The organism is Cellulosilyticum sp. I15G10I2 (genome assembly GCF_900095725.1).
Lineage (GTDB): Bacteria > Bacillota > Clostridia > Lachnospirales > Cellulosilyticaceae > FMMP01.
In genome coordinates this window covers 130,097-149,189 of record NZ_FMMP01000028.1, presented here as the reverse complement: position 1 = coordinate 149,189, position 19,093 = coordinate 130,097, and the positions used below count along the sequence as shown (strand labels likewise).

The 19,093-nt window shown below is 36.2% G+C and carries 17 protein-coding genes; 12 read left to right on the top strand and 5 right to left on the bottom strand.

Annotated elements, in window-relative coordinates; all coding sequences use genetic code 11:
• The first annotated feature begins 19 nt into the window (after positions 1-19).
• From BN3326_RS19620 to BN3326_RS19580, 9 genes are all read left to right on the top strand, one after another.
• Positions 20-1,045 (top strand): ABC transporter substrate-binding protein, encoded by a 1,026-nt coding sequence (locus BN3326_RS19620; protein ID WP_083258971.1) that lies wholly within the window; start codon positions 20-22, stop codon positions 1,043-1,045.
• A gap of 174 nt (positions 1,046-1,219) precedes the next feature.
• Positions 1,220-2,068 carry a class II fructose-1,6-bisphosphate aldolase gene (gene fba / locus BN3326_RS19615; RefSeq protein ID WP_070000948.1) on the top strand — a complete coding sequence of 283 codons (849 nt, stop codon included), beginning with the start codon at positions 1,220-1,222 and terminating at the stop codon, positions 2,066-2,068.
• A gap of 18 nt (positions 2,069-2,086) precedes the next feature.
• The gene (locus BN3326_RS19610) at positions 2,087-3,094 is read left to right on the top strand and encodes a LacI family DNA-binding transcriptional regulator (protein ID WP_070000947.1); all 1,008 of its coding nucleotides are present in this window, start codon (positions 2,087-2,089) and stop codon (positions 3,092-3,094) included.
• Between the two features lie 105 nt (positions 3,095-3,199).
• Positions 3,200-4,711, top strand: a complete 1,512-nt coding sequence (xylB, locus tag BN3326_RS19605; RefSeq protein WP_070000946.1) for a xylulokinase — start codon at positions 3,200-3,202, stop codon at positions 4,709-4,711.
• A gap of 18 nt (positions 4,712-4,729) precedes the next feature.
• Entirely contained in the window at positions 4,730-5,776 is a 1,047-nt protein-coding gene (locus BN3326_RS19600) for a galactitol-1-phosphate 5-dehydrogenase (protein ID WP_070000945.1), read from the top strand.
• 11 nt (positions 5,777-5,787) lie between these two features.
• Entirely contained in the window at positions 5,788-6,717 is a 930-nt protein-coding gene (gene pfkB, locus BN3326_RS19595; protein WP_070000944.1) for a 1-phosphofructokinase, read from the top strand.
• A 12-nt stretch (positions 6,718-6,729) separates the two neighbouring features.
• Positions 6,730-7,743 (top strand): aldo/keto reductase, encoded by a 1,014-nt coding sequence (locus tag BN3326_RS19590; RefSeq protein ID WP_070000943.1) that lies wholly within the window; start codon positions 6,730-6,732, stop codon positions 7,741-7,743.
• 15 nt (positions 7,744-7,758) lie between these two features.
• Positions 7,759-8,190 carry an RbsD/FucU family protein gene (locus BN3326_RS19585; protein WP_070000942.1) on the top strand — a complete coding sequence of 144 codons (432 nt, stop codon included), beginning with the start codon at positions 7,759-7,761 and terminating at the stop codon, positions 8,188-8,190.
• Complete coding sequence (locus BN3326_RS19580) at positions 8,187-9,053, top strand: aldose 1-epimerase family protein (RefSeq protein WP_070000941.1); 867 nt, start codon at positions 8,187-8,189, stop codon at positions 9,051-9,053. The genes BN3326_RS19585 and BN3326_RS19580 overlap by 4 nt, the downstream gene beginning before the upstream one ends.
• A 72-nt stretch (positions 9,054-9,125) precedes the next feature.
• On the opposite strand, the gene BN3326_RS19575 is transcribed toward BN3326_RS19580, so the two are convergent.
• The 3 genes from BN3326_RS19575 to BN3326_RS19565 form a co-directional block, all read right to left on the bottom strand.
• Positions 9,126-11,198 (bottom strand): methyl-accepting chemotaxis protein, encoded by a 2,073-nt coding sequence (locus BN3326_RS19575; RefSeq protein ID WP_070000940.1) that lies wholly within the window; start codon positions 11,196-11,198, stop codon positions 9,126-9,128.
• 230 nt (positions 11,199-11,428) lie between these two features.
• Entirely contained in the window at positions 11,429-12,865 is a 1,437-nt protein-coding gene (locus BN3326_RS19570) for a sensor histidine kinase (RefSeq protein WP_070000939.1), read from the bottom strand.
• Positions 12,855-13,550 carry a response regulator transcription factor gene (locus BN3326_RS19565; RefSeq protein WP_070000938.1) on the bottom strand — a complete coding sequence of 232 codons (696 nt, stop codon included), beginning with the start codon at positions 13,548-13,550 and terminating at the stop codon, positions 12,855-12,857. The genes BN3326_RS19570 and BN3326_RS19565 overlap by 11 nt, the downstream gene beginning before the upstream one ends.
• 206 nt (positions 13,551-13,756) lie before the next feature.
• Here BN3326_RS19565 and BN3326_RS19560 point away from each other — a divergent pair, with 206 nt between their 5' ends.
• Complete coding sequence (locus BN3326_RS19560; protein WP_070000937.1) at positions 13,757-14,230, top strand: hypothetical protein; 474 nt, start codon at positions 13,757-13,759, stop codon at positions 14,228-14,230.
• Between the two features lie 73 nt (positions 14,231-14,303).
• On the opposite strand, the gene BN3326_RS19555 is transcribed toward BN3326_RS19560, so the two are convergent.
• On the bottom strand, positions 14,304-15,371 hold the full coding sequence (locus BN3326_RS19555) for a GntR family transcriptional regulator (protein ID WP_070000936.1): 1,068 nt from the start codon (positions 15,369-15,371) through the stop codon (positions 14,304-14,306).
• Positions 15,372-15,760: 389 nt separating this feature from the next.
• Here BN3326_RS19555 and BN3326_RS19550 point away from each other — a divergent pair, with 389 nt between their 5' ends.
• Both BN3326_RS19550 and fucU read left to right on the top strand, forming a co-directional pair.
• On the top strand, positions 15,761-17,557 hold the full coding sequence (locus tag BN3326_RS19550) for an L-fucose isomerase (RefSeq protein WP_070000935.1): 1,797 nt from the start codon (positions 15,761-15,763) through the stop codon (positions 17,555-17,557).
• Positions 17,558-17,703: 146 nt separating this feature from the next.
• Complete coding sequence (gene fucU, locus BN3326_RS19545) at positions 17,704-18,135, top strand: L-fucose mutarotase (protein WP_070000934.1); 432 nt, start codon at positions 17,704-17,706, stop codon at positions 18,133-18,135.
• 72 nt (positions 18,136-18,207) lie between these two features.
• Here the strand turns inward: fucU and BN3326_RS19540 are convergent, their stop codons facing one another.
• Positions 18,208-18,906 carry a response regulator transcription factor gene (locus tag BN3326_RS19540; RefSeq protein ID WP_070000933.1) on the bottom strand — a complete coding sequence of 233 codons (699 nt, stop codon included), beginning with the start codon at positions 18,904-18,906 and terminating at the stop codon, positions 18,208-18,210.
• Between the last annotated feature and the right edge of the window lie 187 nt (positions 18,907-19,093).

Below are 19,093 nucleotides of genomic sequence, written 5' to 3'. Positions count from 1 at the left end.
GATTAAGGAAGGATATAATATGAGGAAGAAATTAGTCGTATTATTAGTTATTAGTATACTTTCTGTTACGGGCATACAACAAGCATCTATAACACTACAAAAAGCAGCGATAGTTAGAAAAGAGCAGATGCCAATAAATACAGAGGAAATACCTATCAATGAAGAAGAAGCATTAAAACAACCCTATATTCCTATTATTGTAAAGGCACTTGAATCTGGTATATGGAATCCAGCACTTGAAGGTATGGCAAATGCAGCTGAAGATTATGGTATCCAAATTACATTCGAAGGGACCCAGAGAGGTGCAGAAGTTCAAGAACAGCTAGATATAATAGAAACTGCACTTGCAAGAAATCCACAAGCTATTATTTTATCAGCGCTTGACTCTAGTGCTGTAAGACCTTATCTTGAAAGTGCACAAGCAGCAGGGATTCCGGTAATTGGTCTTGATTCTGGAGTTGATAGCCCTATTGTTAGAACCACAGTTGCAACAGATAATTATGAAGCGGCAGTGCTTGCAGCGGAGAAGATGGCAGAGCTTATTGGCGGAGAGGGAAAAGTAGGGCTTATTGTATTAGATAGAACGAGTAAGGTAGGTATAGATAGAGCGGATGGTTTTACTGATACGATGCGGATAAATTATCCTAATATTGAAGTGCTTCCAGTTCAATATGGAGAAGGAAGTCTTGAAATGTCAAAAGAAGCTGCAATGAATATGCTGCTTGAGAACCCAGATCTTAAAGGTATATTTGGTGCAAATGAAGATTCAAGTATAGGGATTGCTGAGGCAGTCAGAGAACTTAATAGAGAAGATGAAATTACAATTGTGGGCTTTGATGCAGGGAGAGTAGCGCAGGCTATTAGAGAAGGTATTATAACAGGTGCTATTGCACAAAATCCAAGAGAGATGGGGTATAGAGTGGTAGAAGCAGCTAATTGGGCCTATCAAGGCTTAAGACTTCCGGAGTTTATTAATACTGGATTTATATGGTATGATAGAAATAATATAGATACACCTGAAGTACAAGAAATTATTTATGAATAACTCAAGCTTATATGTTGTTTCGCGATATGCTTTGGTAAAGCATATCCTTATCATTAGTTTGATAAAAAATAAACATAATTTTATAGCAGATATATTGACAAGATGACCAAAAAAGAGTATATTATAAATATAAAGCGAAACGTTTCGCTCTACCTAAATAAAGGAGAAGATAATATGCCATTAGTTACAGCTGAAAAGATGTTATATGATGCTCAAAAAGGTGGATATGCAGTTGGAGCATTTAATGTAGAAAATATGGAAATGATTATAGCAGCAGTAGAGGCTGCGGAGGAGCTTAGAGCACCTATTATGCTGCAGACAACATCATCAACAGTTAGATATGCAAGTGTAAAACAATTTTATGCAAATGCCAGAGCTATGGCAGAGCAAGTTTCTGTACCAGTTGCGATACATTTAGACCATGGGGATAGCTTTGAACTTGCTATGCAGGCTTTAAGAGAGGGTTATACATCAATTATGATAGATGGCTCTCATTATGACTTTGAAAAGAATATTGAGATTACGAAAAGAGTAGTAGATGCAGCAAAGCCTAATGCTATTCCAGTAGAAGCGGAGCTTGGCAAAGTAGGTGGTAAAGAAGATGATCTGGAAGTTAAAGATGCAGGCTATACAGATCCCGTAGAGGCAAAAGAATTTGTAGAAAGAACGGGTATCACATCTCTTGCAGTAGCTATAGGAACAGCGCACGGTTTTTATGAAGGAACGCCCAAATTAGATATAGAAAGACTTAAAGAAATAAAAAAATATGTAGATATTCCTTTAGTCTTGCATGGCGCATCAGGACTTTCAGATGAAGATGTGATAAAATGTATTAAAGAAGGAATTTGCAAAGTAAACTTTGCAACTGAGCTAAGAGTTGCATTTAGTGATGGGGTAAAAGCTGTACTTAAGCAAAACCCAGATGTATATGATCCCAAAGCATACCTAAAAGTGGCGAGAGAAAATGTGAAGCAATTAGTAAAAAATCGTATGATTGTATGTGGATGTCAAGGGAAATATTAATTAGTGGAGTGAAAAATATTGGCAGCTACAATTAAGGATATAGCAAAGAAAACGGGACTTGGCCTTGCAACTATTTCAAAGTATCTTAATGGGGGCAATGTCTTAGAGGAAAACAAGATAGCTATTGAAGAGGCTATTCGTATATTAGATTTTAGAGTAAATGAATTTGCAAGGGGTCTTAAAACAAGCAAGTCTAAAACAATAGGCGTTGTGATACCGGAGCTTAGCAATTTATTTTTTACAAGTATCATTACTATTATAGAAGATATTTTGCGTCAAAACGGATACGGCATTTTGGTATGTGACTGTAGAACAGATGAAAAACTTGAATATGAAGCAACAGAATTTCTAGTTAACAAGATGGTAGATGGGATTATTTGTATGCCTGTATCAAGAGATGGCGCACATCTTAAATTGCCGCTCTCAAAAGGTATTCCAGTTGTACTGATTGATAGAAATGTAGAAGGGCTGAACGTAGATGCAGTGCTTGTAGATAATGTTAGTGCATCAGAAGCAGCAGTAGAATATCTTATTGACCATGGGCATAGAGAGATTGGCATTATATGTGGTCCAAGTGATATATTTACTTCACATCAAAGACAGCTGGGTTACACACAAGCATTTGTAAAAAAAGGTATATTTCCAAAGCAAGGGCTCGTTAAATATGGGGAGTATACTGTTGAGAGTGGTTATGAATCTCTAAAGCAGCTTGTTATGGAAAATGAAAAGTTATCAGCCATTTTTGTGACCAACTATGAGCTTACATTAGGTGCAATCATAGCCATTAATGAACTTGGCATTAAAGTACCTGAGCAACTGTCTTTAATAGGTTTTGATAATATGCATCTCGCACAAGTTGTTAAACCCAGACTGACAATTATTTCGCAGCCTATCCAGAAGATAGCGGAAAATGTAGCACATATTATGTTAAAAAGATTAGTACAAGATAAGTATGATGAAGCTAAAATCGTTAATTTATCGACAGAATTAATAATAGGTGAATCTGTTTTATATAAACATATTTAAGTTGTTTAATTTAGAGAGTATAAGACACAGGATGGTGTTTTATATAAATCTAGATTAGATAGAGACGAAACGTTTCGATATAATTTTAATGGAGGGAGGAAAACAATGCAGAAATTATTACTAGGAATAGATTTAGGGACTTCATCATGTAAAGTTGCTGTGTTTGAGAAGAATGGGAATGTAGTTGCACAAAAAACAGGAAGTTATCGCGTATACTATCCTCAAAAGGGGTGGGCAGAACAAGATCCGAATGAGTGGTGGCAAGTGATCTGTACAACCACAAAAAGGATGCTGGAAGAAAACAATATTGATGCTTCAACTATAGCAGGTATTGGAATTGATGGACAAAGCTGGTCAGCGATTGCTGTTGATAAGAAGGGGGAAGTTTTATGTAATACGCCTATTTGGATGGATACAAGAGCAAGTGAAATTTGTGAAGAGATTAAATCACAGATAAGTGAAGATGAAATTTTCAGTGTTTGTGGTAATTCGCTTCAGCCATCTTATACGCTTCCCAAAATACTTTGGTATAAAAAACATACGCCTGATATTTATGCCAAGATTGATAAAGTACTACAGTCTAATAGTTTTATTGTTTATAGACTGACAGATCAGATTACGCAGGAAAAATCGCAGGGATATGGTCATCAGTGTTTTGATATGCATACTGGCAAATGGGATGAAAATCTATGTGAAAAACTAGGAATAGATAGACATATGCTTCCTGATATTTATGACTGTCACGAAGTGGTAGGATACGTTACAAAACATGCGGCAGAAGCAACAGGTCTTTTTGAAGGAACGCCAGTTGTAGCTGGGGGGTTAGATGCAGCTTGTGGTACTTTAGGAGCAGGAGTTGTACGCAGCGGTCAAACACAAGAACAAGGCGGTCAAGCAGGCGGGATGAGTATTTGCATTGATAAATACAGTGCGGATAAGCGTCTTATCTTATCTTATCACGTTGTTCCAAATACGTGGCTCTTACAAGGTGGTACTGTAGGAGGGGGCGGTGTTGTTAAATGGTTTGAACAAGAGTTTGGGGCGGCTGAAAGAGAAATGGCTAAACAAAATGGTACCAACTCTTTTGAAGAAATGAGCAGCGAAGCAGATGCAATTCCTTCAGGATCAGAAGGCTTAGTATTTTTACCTTATATGTCTGGTGAAAGATCTCCTATATGGGACCCAAAGGCAAAAGGTATCTATTTTGGGCTTGATTTTTCAAAAACAAGATCCCATATGATCAGGGCAAGTTTTGAAGGTGTGGCTTACTCCTTAAGGCATAACTTAGAAGTTGCAGAAAATACAGGGGCCAAGGTTAACACCTTGCATGCAATGGGAGGAGCTGCAAACAGCGAGGTATGGACTCAAATTAAAGCAGATGTAACAGGTAAAAAAATAGCTGTGCCAGCATCAGATACAGCAACTACCCTGGGAGCAGCTATTTTAGCTGGAGTAGGCGTAGGTGTCTATGAGAGTTTTGAAGAGGCTGTGCGGGAGACTGTTCAGATAAAACGTGTTCATGAACCCGATATGGAAAAACATAATCAGTACCAAAAATACTTTGATATGTATCTTGAGCTTTATGAAAAACTTAAAGATAGTATGAAAAAGCTATAGAAAGGTGGATATTTTTTTATGAAAGCAGCAGTATTATACGGTAATGAAGATATTAGATATGATGATTTTAAAACGCCGGAGATTAAACCTGGATGTGTTAAAGTCAAAATTAAAGCAACAGGCATATGTGGTTCAGATATTCCTAGAGTTTTAGCAAACGGCGCACATTTTTATCCAGTTGTACTTGGACATGAATTTGCTGGAGATGTTGTAGAAGTGGGAGAAGGGGTAACATCTCTTCAAATAGGAGACCGCGTATCAGGGGCACCACTTCTTCCTTGTCATAAATGTGAAGACTGTATGAGCGGCAATCATGCACTATGCAAAAATTATAGTTTCATCGGTTCAAGAGAGCAAGGAAGTTTTGCAGAATATGTTGTACTTCCGGAGGTTAATGCTGTTAAATTTGACCCAACCATTTCCTATGAACAAGGGGCGATGTTTGAACCTTCTACTGTAGCGCTGCATGGGCTGATGTGTAATGATTACCAAGGGGGAGAATATACAGCTGTTTTAGGCGGCGGAACAATTGGGCTATTTACAATGCAATGGGCACGTATCTTTGGGGCAAAGAAGGTTGTAGTATTTGATATCAGTGACGAGCGTTTAGCGCTTGCTAAAAAACTTGGTGCCGATGAAACAATTAATACTTTAAGTGATGATTTTATGCAGCAAGCTAAGGAACTTACTGGAGGCAAAGGCTATAAATATGTATTTGAAACAGCAGGGGTCACCGATACGATGAAAATGGCTTTTGAGCTTGCAGCTAATAAGGCACATGTGTGTTTTATTGGAACACCTACTAAAGATCTTACTTTCACACCTAAATTATTTGAAAACATGAATAGAAAAGAATTTAAACTCACAGGTTCTTGGATGTCCTATAGTGCACCTTATCCAGGTAAAGAATGGGAACTTACAGCACACTATTTTGCAACAGGGCAGCTTAAATTCGATGAAGGACTTATTTTTAAAAAGTTTGCAATGCAGGATGTAGACAAAGCTTTTGAGCTCTATAAAACACCAGGTGCAGTCAAAGGTAAAATATTACTAATCAATGAATAAGGAGTAAAGCTATGATAACCACAGTAACACTGAATGTAGCCATTGATAAGCTTTATATTGTAGATGAGTATAAGCCCTATGAAGTCATGCGGGTTCAAAAGTGTACTTATACACCTGGTGGAAAAGGTCTTAATGTTACCAAAGTCGCAAGTCTTTTGCAGGAAGAAGTGACAGCAACCGGTTTTGTAGGCGGACATGCAGGTGAATGGATCTTAGAAGCGCTTGATAAATTGGGAATTAAGCATCAATTTGTTAAAGGAAATAATGAAACAAGAACATGTATTAATATTAAAGAGCTTTCTACAGGTAGACATACCGAGTTTTTAGAACCAGGAGCTCCTTTAACTGAAGAGGATGAAAAAGTTTTTTTAGAAGTATTTGAGCGCACTATAGAGAAAAGTAAAGTTGTAACGATTTCGGGAAGTATTCCGGGAGGAGTTAGCAAAGACATTTACTGTAAGTTAGTAGCAATATGTAAAAAGGCAGGCAAGAAAGTTTTAGTTGATACAAGCGGAGAACTGCTTACGGGAGTTATTGAAGCAAAACCTACTATGATTAAGCCTAACATAGATGAGCTTCAAGCGATTACTAAACAAGATATCCATTCTATCGATGATGTTATCCGTGTAGCCAAAGGTCTAAAAGATAAAGGTATTGAAATAGTAGCTGTATCGTTAGGCAAAGATGGGGTGCTTGTTCTTTGTGAAGAAGGTATTTATCATGGCATGCCGCCTAGCATAGAGCCTATCAATACAGTAGGCTGCGGAGATTCAATGATTGCTGGTTTTGCCGTAGGATTATCAAGAGAATACAGTATTTCGGATACAATAAAAATGGCAGTAGCAGTATCGGCTGCCAATGCTTTAACAAATGATACAGGCTATTTTAAAGAAGAAGATTATAATGAACTCTTAAATAGAGTTACTATAAATAAATTATGAGGAGATGAGCATATGACGAATTTTGTAGATCCAAAATTAGTACCAAAACGTAAGCTTAATACAGGAGTAGAAATGCCAGCAATAGGAATGGGAACCTTTGGTTCAGACAGATTTACTCCAGAGCAAGTTTCAAATGCAGTTGCAGGAGCAATAAGATCTGGGTACAGACTCTTTGACTGTGCCTCAGTGTATGGTAATGAGCACTTAATAGGAGAAGTATTTGACGCTGCCATTAAAAACGGTGAAGTGAAACGTGAAGAATTATTTATCACTTCAAAAGTATGGAACGATATGCATGGCGAAGGAGATGTACTTCTTTCAGTAGCAAAATCTCTTAAGGATTTAAAATTAGACTATATCGATCTTTTCTTTGTACACTGGCCATTTCCAAACTATCATGCACCAGGTTGTGATGTAGATTCTCGCAGTAAGGATGCAACACCTTATATCCATGAAAACTTTATGAAGACTTGGAGACAGATGGAAAGACTTGTTGAAGCAGGACTGGTTAAAAGTATTGGAACATCTAATATGACTATTCCAAAACTGGAATTACTTCTTAGAGACTGCAAAATTAAACCTGTCGCTAATGAAATGGAACTTCATCCTTGCTTCCAACAACCAGAACTATATGACTACTGTACTCAAAATGGTATTCAGCCAATAGGCTTTTGTCCAATTGGTTCACCAACACGTCCAGATCGTGATAAAACGGCAGATGATGTAGCAGATATTGAAGAACCAGTTGTAGCAGAAATTGCTAAAAACCATGGTATTCATCCAGCAGTAGTATGCCTTAAATGGGCCGTACAACGTGGGCAGATACCAATACCTTTCTCTATTCATGAAGTCGAGTATGTAAGCAACTTAAGATGCACAGTTGAAGATCCTCTGACAGATGAAGAAATGGAAGCACTTAAAACAGTAGATAGAAATTGTCGTCTTATTAAAGGGCAAGTGTTCCTTTGGGAAGGTGCAAAAGATTGGACTGATTTATGGGATTTAGAAGGCACAATTACAAAATAAGAGGGGGCATATCATATGCTTAAAGGTATACCAAGTATTTTAACGCCAGAACTATTAAAAATATTAATGGAAATGGGTCATGGAGATGAACTTGTTATAGCAGATGGCAACTTCCCAAAGTTTGGTCATCCAGATCAAGTGATAAGATGTGATGGACATGGAGTGCCAGAACTCTTGGACGCTATTTTAAAGTTTATGCCTCTTGATAAATATGTAGATTATCCTGTGATTCTAATGGAAGTTTTACCTAATGACCCAGTTGTTCCTGTCATTTGGGATCAGTATAAAGAGCTTATTAATAAGCATGGTAATGACGCTAAGGCAGTGCAGCCTATTAATAAGTTTGAGTTTTATGAAAGAGCAAAAAAAGCTTATGCCGTTGTGACAACAAGTGAAAGTGCATTATACGCAAATATTATACTGAAAAAAGGTGTAGTGGTAGAATGAACTACGAATTAAAAAATCAATACTTAACGGTAACAGTAACAACTTTAGGGGCAGAACTTATAAGTCTTAAAGATGTAGAAGGCACAGAGTATATTTGGAATGCAGATGAAAAGTATTGGAAAAGACATACACCTATTTTATTTCCTATAGTAGGTAAGATACGAGAAGGCAAATATACGCTAGAAAGTAGGGAGTATTCGCTCCCTGCCCATGGCTTTGCAAGAGACTTAGAATTTGAAATAGAAAGCTATTCAAAGGAAAATATAGTATTTGTTTTAAGGGCATGTAAAGAAACGAAGAAGAGCTATCCTTTTGATTTTGTCTTAAGAGTTATTTATACTTTAAAAGTTAAAAGATTAGATATAGCGTATGAGGTAATTAATGAGGACAAGGATAAAATGTACTTTAAAATAGGGGCCCACCCAGGTTTTAGGTGTCCGATATTTGAAAATGAAACAGCAGGAGACTATTACTTGGAGTTTGAACAAGAGGAGGATGCACTGCAAATACCTATTGATTCAGATGTTTATTTAACACGGGAAACAAGACAATTTAAAGGGAAAAAGCTATATTTCAATGAGCAGCTTCCGATAGATGGTGTGATTATTCTAACAAATTACAAAAGTAAAAGTATTTCGCTATCCTCTAAACAACATAATAAAGGGCTTAGTGTAGATTTTGAAGGATTTCCTTTTTTAGGAGTATGGCGAGCAGAAGATAATGCACCATTTATATGTATTGAACCGTGGTATGGCCATGCAGATTTTAGCGATGAATCTAAGGAACTAGCTGATAAAAAAGATACTATTTGCTTAGAATCAATGAAAACATTTAAGTGTGCACATGGCATCAGTATTATTTAAAAAAATTATAAGAAGTAGAAAGTAGAATAGAAACAAAAAAGATGCAGTTCGTGAACTGCATCTTTTTTGTTTCTATTCTACTTTGAATGTTTGTATAGAGTTATTAAGGGTATTCATTGTATCGGTTAATCTATTAGATAAATCATAAAGTTTCTCCACAACTGCTTTTTGTTCTTCACTTAATGCACTAACTTCTTGAGTAGAAGCTGCTGATTCTTGAGTAACAGTAGCAATATTATCTATTTTTCCAGCCATTTCATCCTTAAGTGTATGCATATCTTGAACTTTAATATTAACTTGTTCAAGGTCTATGTCCATGTTTTTCAAGTTATTAATGATATTAAAAAATGTTGTGTGAACATCTTTAACGGCATTTTCTTGACTGGCAAAGATAGAGCTGGACTTTTTAACTAAGGCAACAGTATCTTTTGTCTTAGTCTCTATAGTATGGAGAGTCTTTCTAACATTTACCGTAGAGCTTTTAGATTGCTCGGCTAGATTTCTAACCTCGTGAGCAACAACAGCAAATCCTTTACCAACTTCGCCTGCTCTTGCAGCTTCAATACTAGCATTAAGAGCAAGGAGATTTGTTTGTTCACTAATACCATCTACGAGCTTCATAATAGCTTCAATGCTCTTGGTAAGTGTGCTTAGTTCTATAATACTCTTTTGAATTTCAGCTGATGCCTCAATTGATGAACTCATCGTTTGGCTAAGGAGATCAATGCTCTTAGTTGCTGCCTGAATCATTTCTTTTGCACCTTGATTTTTTTCAAATAACGTATTTGACTTTTGCATGACATCTTGTATACTACAAGATAAGTTTGACATCACCTCAGAACTATGTTGAGCATCTTCGGCTTGATGCGTAGTAGCTTGAGCAATTTCCCCTATAGACATTGTAAGTTGTTCAAAGGTTTCAACAGATTGTTCTGTAGAAGTACGAAGCATATTGCTGTCATCTAAGGTATGAACAACCACGAGTTTTGTATCGCTAAGAAGCTTGCGCATATTAAAAATCATATGATTGAAGCTTCTACAGAGACTTGTAATCTCATCATTCCCTTTTTCGGGCATCGTTACTGTAAGATCACCTTCTTCGGCGTGTTTCATAAGTGACATAAGCTTAATAATTGGCGTAGAAAAACCTTTAGATACTAAAGTTCCTATGAGAACTGCAAGCAGACCTACAGCTAAAATAAGAAGCCAAACCATCATACTTGAAGCTTCTAATTGACTTGTTAAAGACCTCTCTGGTATTTCAGCAATAATGTGCCAGCCGTTTGGCAGTATTGAATAGGTAACGAGGGTATTATCAACGACCTCTGTTCCAAATGCGGATTCACGATTTATGATCTGCCATATACTATCTTTAACGACTTGTTCAGAATCATTACCATTATAAATCATTCGGCCTTCATGATCAGTTATGTATAAATTAGAATTATCTAATAGCTGAATATTATTAATGGTTTGGATGACACTTTCTGGGTTAACCTCAATAACAATAGTAGCTTTAGTATTTTTAGATAAAGCGGTAACAGACTTTAGATAAAAAAGACTATTTTTAGAAGCACCTAATTCCTTCATCCAAATGGGTTTAGCTTCTAAGTCTAAATCTTTAGTAGTTAGGAGATCCTCCTTTGTAATATAATTGATATCACCTAATACATCTTTATCATTTATAACTAGGACGGCATCTCTAATGTTTTTATCCATCGTCTCTAAATATAATAAGCGTTGTTGCATCTCGCGGGTTGCACTGAGTTTTTTTAATATATCCTCAGATGTATAATCAGATATTAAACCGCCTTGAAGTAAATCAACAACAGCAAATTGAGTAACATTCTTATCAACTTCAATAATAAAGGAATTGATATTATGAGAAACCTGTTTAACAAGTTCGCTTGTAAGCTGCTGGCTAGTGTTATGCAGAGCTTTTTTAGAGATTGAAGAAGATATAATATTTACCACAAGCAAGGGAATAATAGCAAATAATATACAGACTGTAATAAGTCTAGTTTTAATAGATAGAATTTTTTGGTTGGTCTTGTTCTTTTTAGGGATTAAGGTTTTTAGCTTTACAAACAAGCGGTTAATATTCATTTTGTTTTTTAATAGGGGGTTTTTAAGCTTATTTTTCATCAATGGCCTCCTCACTAGGTTTGATTAAATTTTATCATAATTTATACTTTTATGAAACAATAGAGGACCAATTCGAAAAAATAAGTCATATATGCTAGAAATAGGGTGTAATAATTAGTTGATATACATATTTACAAAGTAAATTCTATAAGTTGTTTTACAATGTTTACCTCGTATTTTATAAGAATATGAGGTAAACATTGTAAGGATCACCTATCATACTAATATTCCTAAAATTGAAATAGAAACTCAGTACCTTCATCTGGTGTACTGCGGACCACAACATTAATGGTGTGTCTGTCAGCTATCTGTTTTGCAATAGCAAGCCCAAGACCAGTGCCGTTTTTATTTTCTGAGGATTTCACTTTGTAAAAGCGGTCAAAAATATAAGGTAAATCTTTTGGTGCAATGCCAACACCTTTATCGCAGATGGACACTGTCTTACTTTTTAAAGAGATCCTTACGACACCGTTTGGAGAAGAGAATTTAACAGCATTGTCAAGAATGATCAAAAACATTTGGCGGAGGCGGCCATAATCACCCAATACTAAACATATCTGTGTATCCTGTTCTTGTTGGATTTGGATATTCTTTGATTGTGCTATATGTTGGGCAGTACGAATTGTATCACCTATCACATCACAAAGGTTAAGCTCCTGCATCTCTATTTTAAAATCTGTATTTTGAAGACGGGATAAATCAAGTAAATCATTAACCAATCTTTGAAGAAACAGGCTTTCATTCAGCATTTGACGGTGATAACTTTTTACTTGTAAAGGGTCAGTTACTACTTCATCACAAAGCGCTTCGAGAGAACCACGGATGACAGTGACTGGCGTTCTGAGTTCATGTGAAATGTTTGCAACAAAGTCTCGACGAAGCTTGAAGAGCTGTTCAGTTTCACGGCTGGCAATACCAAGCTGCACACTTAAAAGATCGATTGCGGAGGCAAGTTCACCTATCTCATCTTTTTTCTGCACACCCGTTTTAGCACTATAATCTCCTCTGGCAAGCTGGACAGCAGAATTTTTCATTTTTTTTAAAGGCCTTGTAAAAGAAACTGCAAGTGCGATGGATAAAAGAATAGATAATACGAGAGCTGAAGCTATACTAATTGTTAAAATGCCAATTCCCTGCAAAAGTGCCTCTTGCATGCCCTTTACCGGAGAATGGAGAAGGAGAGCTCCGACAACCTTGCCTTCTGAATAAATAGGGGTTCCTATGGTCAGGGTGGGGGTGCTTAAAAGGTTGCTGAACCCCTCGCTAAAGGTAGTGTTGTCCTTGAAAACTTCTTCTACAACAGCCTCAGCATCAAGAGGTAAATCCGCATAGTTATAGGCACTGCCTGCCATTTGTCCGCTTGTAATAAGACGGAGATCTTTGTCCACAATCCAGACATCAGTCATAGCAATCTCATCTAAAAAACGAAGATATGCACCGTAGCCGCCTTGTCTGCCCCCCATCATTCCCATGCCAGAATTTGGGCTGTTAATAAAACTTGAAAGCGTACTTGCCATTGTTACCGCGCGTTCTTCTAAATCTGTTTTGTGAAGTGCCATAGTGTGACGTTTAAAAAGAGTTATAAAAACGCTGCCGATTATAATAGAAAATAGAAGAAGTACAGCGGAAAAGTATAGTGTCAGTTTAAAGGCGATTTTATTTTTCATCGGCTTTGCCCTCAAATTTATAACCAACACCCCATATTGTTTTGATTTCCCAAGTATCATGAGGAGAGGCATCCAGCTTGGCACGAAGACGTTTAATATGCGAATCTACTGTCCGGCTGTCTCCAAAATAATCATACCCCCATAGGCTGTTGAGAAGATTATCACGAGAAAATACTTTATTTTTATTAGTAATAAGTGTCCACAAAAGTTCAATTTCTTTTTTGGTAAGGGATACGATCTGATCATTAAGGGTTACAACATAATCATCAAGATTGACTTTCAGATTGTCATAGGCATATTCTTGATGTTTTTGCTCGTCTACCCGTACGATCCTCCTTAAAATGGCACGGACCCTAGCCATTACCTCGCCAGGTGAAAAAGGTTTTACAATATAATCATCTGCACCAATATCGAGTCCCATAATTTTTTCAAAGTCCTCACCCCGTGCTGTAATCATGATAATGGGAACATTAGAAGTTTTACGGATTTCACGGCATACTTCAAACCCATCCATTTTGGGCATCATAACATCCAGCAGTACAATATCGGGATGAACTTTATGAAACAAGTCAATGGCTTCTAGTCCATCCAATGCAATTTTAGGCGTAAATCCTTCTTTTTTTGCATATTCCGCCAGAATAGAAGTAATTTGTTTATTATCATCAGTAATTAAAATGATTGACATAGAATCACCTCAATAGTTTTTAATACCCTATTATAACATGTTAGAGAAAAAATACTGTGGCAAAAGTATGTCTTTTGCAAATAAAACGTTACATATTTTAAAAATTAAAAACACACTTTTGCCACACTTTTTGGATATGCTATAGCCATAGTAAATCACAAGTTACTAAACCTAAAAAAACAAAATTAATAAGGAGGTCATTTTATATGAAAAATTTAAAAAAAGTAGTATCTCGAGGCGTAATGATACTTGCAGTAGGTGTCACTTCACTGACTGCTTATGCAGCTTCTAGCTATAATACGCCAGCTGAGGCGTTAGCTGGGGTAACGGGAAAAACGGTAGAGGGTATCGTAGCTGAAAGAGCTGAAACAGGGAAGACTTATGGCGCTATTGCAGATGAAGCTGGGAAGTTGACTGAGTTTAAGTCTGAGGTACTAGAAATTAAAAAGGACGCCTTAGCAGAGCGCGTGGCATCAGGAACTATGACACAAGGAAAAGCGGATGAAATTATTGCTGCATTAGAAAAAAATCAGATAAACTGTGATGGCACAGGGACTGCAAGAATAGGTCAAAATCTAGGTGCTGGCTTTGGCTGTGGTAACGGCAACGGTAACGGACTCGGCAATGGACGAGGTGGTGCAGGACGCGGCAATTGTGGAGTCGTTTATCAAGGACAATAAATAAGCATTAAAAATTCCCCTTAAGGTTATCAATAACCTTAAGGGGAATTTTTAGTGCTTTCTTTTAGCTTTACTAGCTGGTTTCTCTTTTAATAAGTTTACCAGGAATAAGAATCTCATCTGGGATTGAGGCGCCTTCCATAATTTGTTTTAAAAATAAAAAGGCGAGTTTAGCAATACTTTTTTGTTCTACACAGATAGTACTAAGTGCCGGAATAGAAATCTTACTTTGTTCAATATTATCAATACCAATAATTTTAATATCTTCAGGCACCTTCAGCCCAGAGGTGATAACGGCTTTCATGGCTCCAAGAGCCATCATATCATTTGATGCCATGATCCCATCAAACGCTATTCCTTTTTCAATAAGATCCATAACACTTGAATAACCACTCGAAAAGTTCCAGTCTCCTTGTACAGTGAGCTCTGGAAGCACCTCTAAGCCATTAACAAGAAGCGCACGGCGATAGCCTTCGCTTCGATTAAATGTGCTGATATAGTTAGGAAATCCTGTGATATGAACAATGCGCTTGCAGCCTTGTTCAATAAGATGACACGTTGCACTATAGCCGCAGTTAATATCATCCATATTGATGCGAGGAAAATAAGGATAGTTATTGGATACGACAATAGAAGGGATACAACCTTTTCTTGCTATTTCTAAAAATTCAGGATTGATATCCCCTACCCATATGATACCTCTTATTGCAGCTGGATTTTGTAAAAATGAAGGGGTTGACTGATTGCTGCTTACTTTTGTAAAAATAAGATCAAGATTATCATTTTTACAATATTTTTCAAGGTAATTGCATATTTCCATATGATAAGGCTGAGCAACCCTTTCGTTGGCCATATCGGGAAGAACATAAACTATCGCATTGGCGATGCCTTGTATAGGTTCGGATGTCATAGATTTATAAATAACTTTATTACCAGCACCGGGTAATTTTTCAATATAGCCTTGCTGTGCTAAAAGTGAAAGTGCCTTGCGAAGCGTCAGACGTTCTACCTTGTAATGGGTACTAAGCACTCTTTCGGCAGGTAAAAAAGATTCATATTCATAATGATTTTGTTCAATAAGCGTTTTTAAATCTCCATAAATTTGAAGATACAATGGAGAGGTCTTATTAGAGTAATCCATGGGGTAGCTCCTTTTAATAATGTTAATTAAATTATACTAAACTTGTCTTAGATAAAGCAATACCATTTTTTTATTATTTTTATACTATAAATTAGTAATTGGTATATAAAAAGTTTATGTTTGGTTTATTAAGTATAAACCTATTTTGTAATTAAAATTCCATTATTAGCATAAAAAATCATAATAATAAATAAAAATATATTAAAACTAATAAATGAATTGACAAATATGATAAAATATATTATATATAGAGTATAGATAATTGATTTGAAACAGGTATATACATAGTATACCGGTTTTGGAGGAGATTAAACATCTGGTTCATTTGAAAGTGTACCAACATACTGAATAGTATTTTTAAATTTTATTTTATATAAGGAGGGGTTTAAATGAGTAATACATTTAGATTAAACGGAAGTCTTCCCAAAATAGGTATTAGACCTACTATAGATGGAAGAAGAAGAGGCGTAAGAGAATCTTTAGAAGATAAAACAATGACAATGGCAAAGTTGGTAGCGGCCTTTTTAGAAGAAAATTTACGTCATCCAAGCGGTGAAAAAGTTGAGTGTGTTATCGCAGATTCAACAATAGGTGGTGTTGCAGAAGCAGCACGCTGTGAAGATAAATTCCAAAAGGAAAATGTAGGTGTTTCACTTACAGTAACGCCTTGCTGGTGTTATGGAACTGAAACAATTGATCAAAATCCACACCGCGTTAAAGCTATTTGGGGCTTTAATGGGACAGAAAGACCAGGGGCTGTATTTCTTGCAGCAGCAGCGGCAGGACATGACCAAATGGGACTTCCGGTATTTACAATCTATGGGAGAGACGTACAAGATGTAGTAGATAATACAATCCCAGAGGATGTACAAGAAAAATTAATCAAGTTTACAAAAGCAGGTCTTGCAGTAGCGACTATGAAAGATAAATCTTATTTATCAATTGGTAGCGTATCTATGGGAATAGCAGGTTCAGTAGTAGATCCTAATTTCTTTAGTGACTATCTTGGCATGAAAAATGAATATGTGGATATGTGTGAAATTTCTCGTCGTGTTGAAGAAGGCATCTATGATAAAGACGAATACGATAAAGCAATGGCTTGGACTCACGCAAACTGTAAAGAAGGTACAGACTTTAATGGCGCTGATGTTCAAAGAACAAGAGCACAAAAAGATGCTGATTGGGAATATATTGTTAAAATGGCAATTATCTGCCGTGATTTGATGGTAGGCAATCCAAAACTTGCAGATATGGGCTTTAGAGAAGAAGCTGAAGGACATAATGCAATTGCATCTGGATTCCAGGGACAAAGACATTGGACAGATTATCTGCCAAATGGAGACTTTATGGAAGCTATTCTTTGCTCTTCATTTGATTGGAATGGTATAAGAGAAGCTTTTATTGTAGCAACAGAAAACGACTCATTAAATGGTGTTGCTATGTTATTTGGCCATTTATTAACAAATACATCACAAATTTTCTCAGACGTTAGAACATACTGGAGTCCAGATGCTGTAAAGAGAGTTACAGGACATACGCTTACAGGTATGGCAGAAAATGGTCTTATTCATCTTATCAATTCAGGAGCCACAACTTTAGATGGTACAGGGCAACAGTCAGATAAAGACGGTAATCCGGTGATGAAACCTTACTGGGATATTACAGAAGAAGAAGCGAAGAAGTGCTTAGATGCAACAGTTTGGCCACCAGCTAATACAGAATACTTCAGAGGAGGCGGTTTCTCATCATGCTTCTTAAGTAAAGGAAGCATGCCTGTTACAATGAGCCGTATCTCTTTGGTAAAGGGACTTGGGCCTATTCTTCAAATTGCAGAGGGGTATACAGTGGATCTTCCAAAAGATGTACATGATGCACTTGATCAGCGTACAGATAGAACATGGCCAACAACATGGTTTGCACCAAAATTAACAGGTGAAGGTGTATTTAAAGACGTTTACAGCGTAATGAATGCTTGGTCAGCTAATCATGGCGCAGTAAGCTATGGTCATATTGGTGCAGATCTTATTACTTTAGCAGCAATGCTCAGAATACCAGTAGCTATGCACAATGTGGAAGAAGAAAGAATCTTCCGTCCAAAAACATGGGGCGCATTTGGTACTAAAGATTTAGAGGGCGCAGATTACAGAGCTTGTGAAACGTTTGGACCTCTTTATAAAAAGTGTTAATTATTCATTTATAAGTCATTAACTCCCTATTTATAGATAATTTATAGTAAAAGCAGATAGTGCAACGCTATCTGCTTTTATTAAGAAGCAAAGTTACAATGTAAAAAGCGTATTATTATATTTAAACAATTTAAAGAGGTGACATTATGTTAAAAAAAATACCAGCTATTATAACACCAGATCTTATGCATATTCTTATGTCAATGGGACATGGCGATGAAATTGTATTTGCAGATGGTAATTTTCCAGCAGACACGAATGCCAGGAGACTTGTTAGATGTGATGGACATACAGTAACTCAAATTTTAGAGGCTATACTTCCTTTCTTTCCACTTGATACTTATGCACCTACCTCAGTAGGTCTGATGCAAGTTGTAGAAGGTGACCCAACAGTACCAACAATTTGGGAAGATTATAAAGAAGTTATTAAGAAGCATGACGGTAAAGACGCAAAGATAGAATTTATTGAGAGATTCGATTTTTATGATAGAGCACAAAAGGCTTACGCTATTGTTGCGACAAGTGAAAGAGCTCTTTATGCTAATATTATTCTTAAAAAAGGTGTTGTTGTAGAATAAAAAAATCTCCTTACCTGATGATGGGTAAGGAGATTTTTTTGCTTGTGATAAAGACCTTATTTTTAAGAAATGCTATTCGTCAACAGTAAAGAAATAGCCTACGCCCCAAACTGTTTTTAAATATTTAGGTTTTTTGGGATCATCTTCTATTTTAATTCTTAAATGACGTATGTAGACCATGATGGTATTATCATCAACGATGGAATCATGCCATATACTTTCATACAATTGATCTTTGGTGAAAACTTGCTTGGTATTTTCTAAAAAAAATTTCATTAATTTAAGTTCTTTTGATGAAAGGGATATTTCTACACTGTTCTTATATAATCTGTAAGTTTGATAATCAAAGGTAAAAGGACCACAAACCAGCTGCTTATTACCGATACTTTTACCCAGATTTTTTTTGCTTCTGCGAAGATGTGCTTTTGCACGTGCACTTAGTTCAGCAGGACTAAAGGGTTTGGTAATATAATCATCAGCACCGAGTTCTAACCCCAATACTTTGTCATTTTCTTCTTTCTTACCGCTGAGCAATATGATTGGAATGTGAATATTAATATCATGAATACGTTTTAATAAGTCTAATCCATTGGCATCTCCAAGCATAATGTCAAGAAGAATTAAGTCATATGAATTAGAGCGTATCAAAAATAATGCATCAGAATCAGAAGATGCTTCTGTAACAGACATACTATCATATTTAAGAGCTGTTTTTACTAGTTTTCGTACTGCGCGGTCATCATCAATTATTAAAACTTGGGATTTCTCCATATCAGGCACCTGTTTTCATAGAGTATTATTTTAACACATTTAAGCGAAGTTTAGACGAAGAAGCAAGCGATTAATTGGTAAAAATTACTAAATACATATACTAGTTTATTAAAAAAAATTAAGAAAGTATTCAGAAATTATTAAGGTTTATTGGTTATTCTAGTATTAATAAATAAAATAATACGTT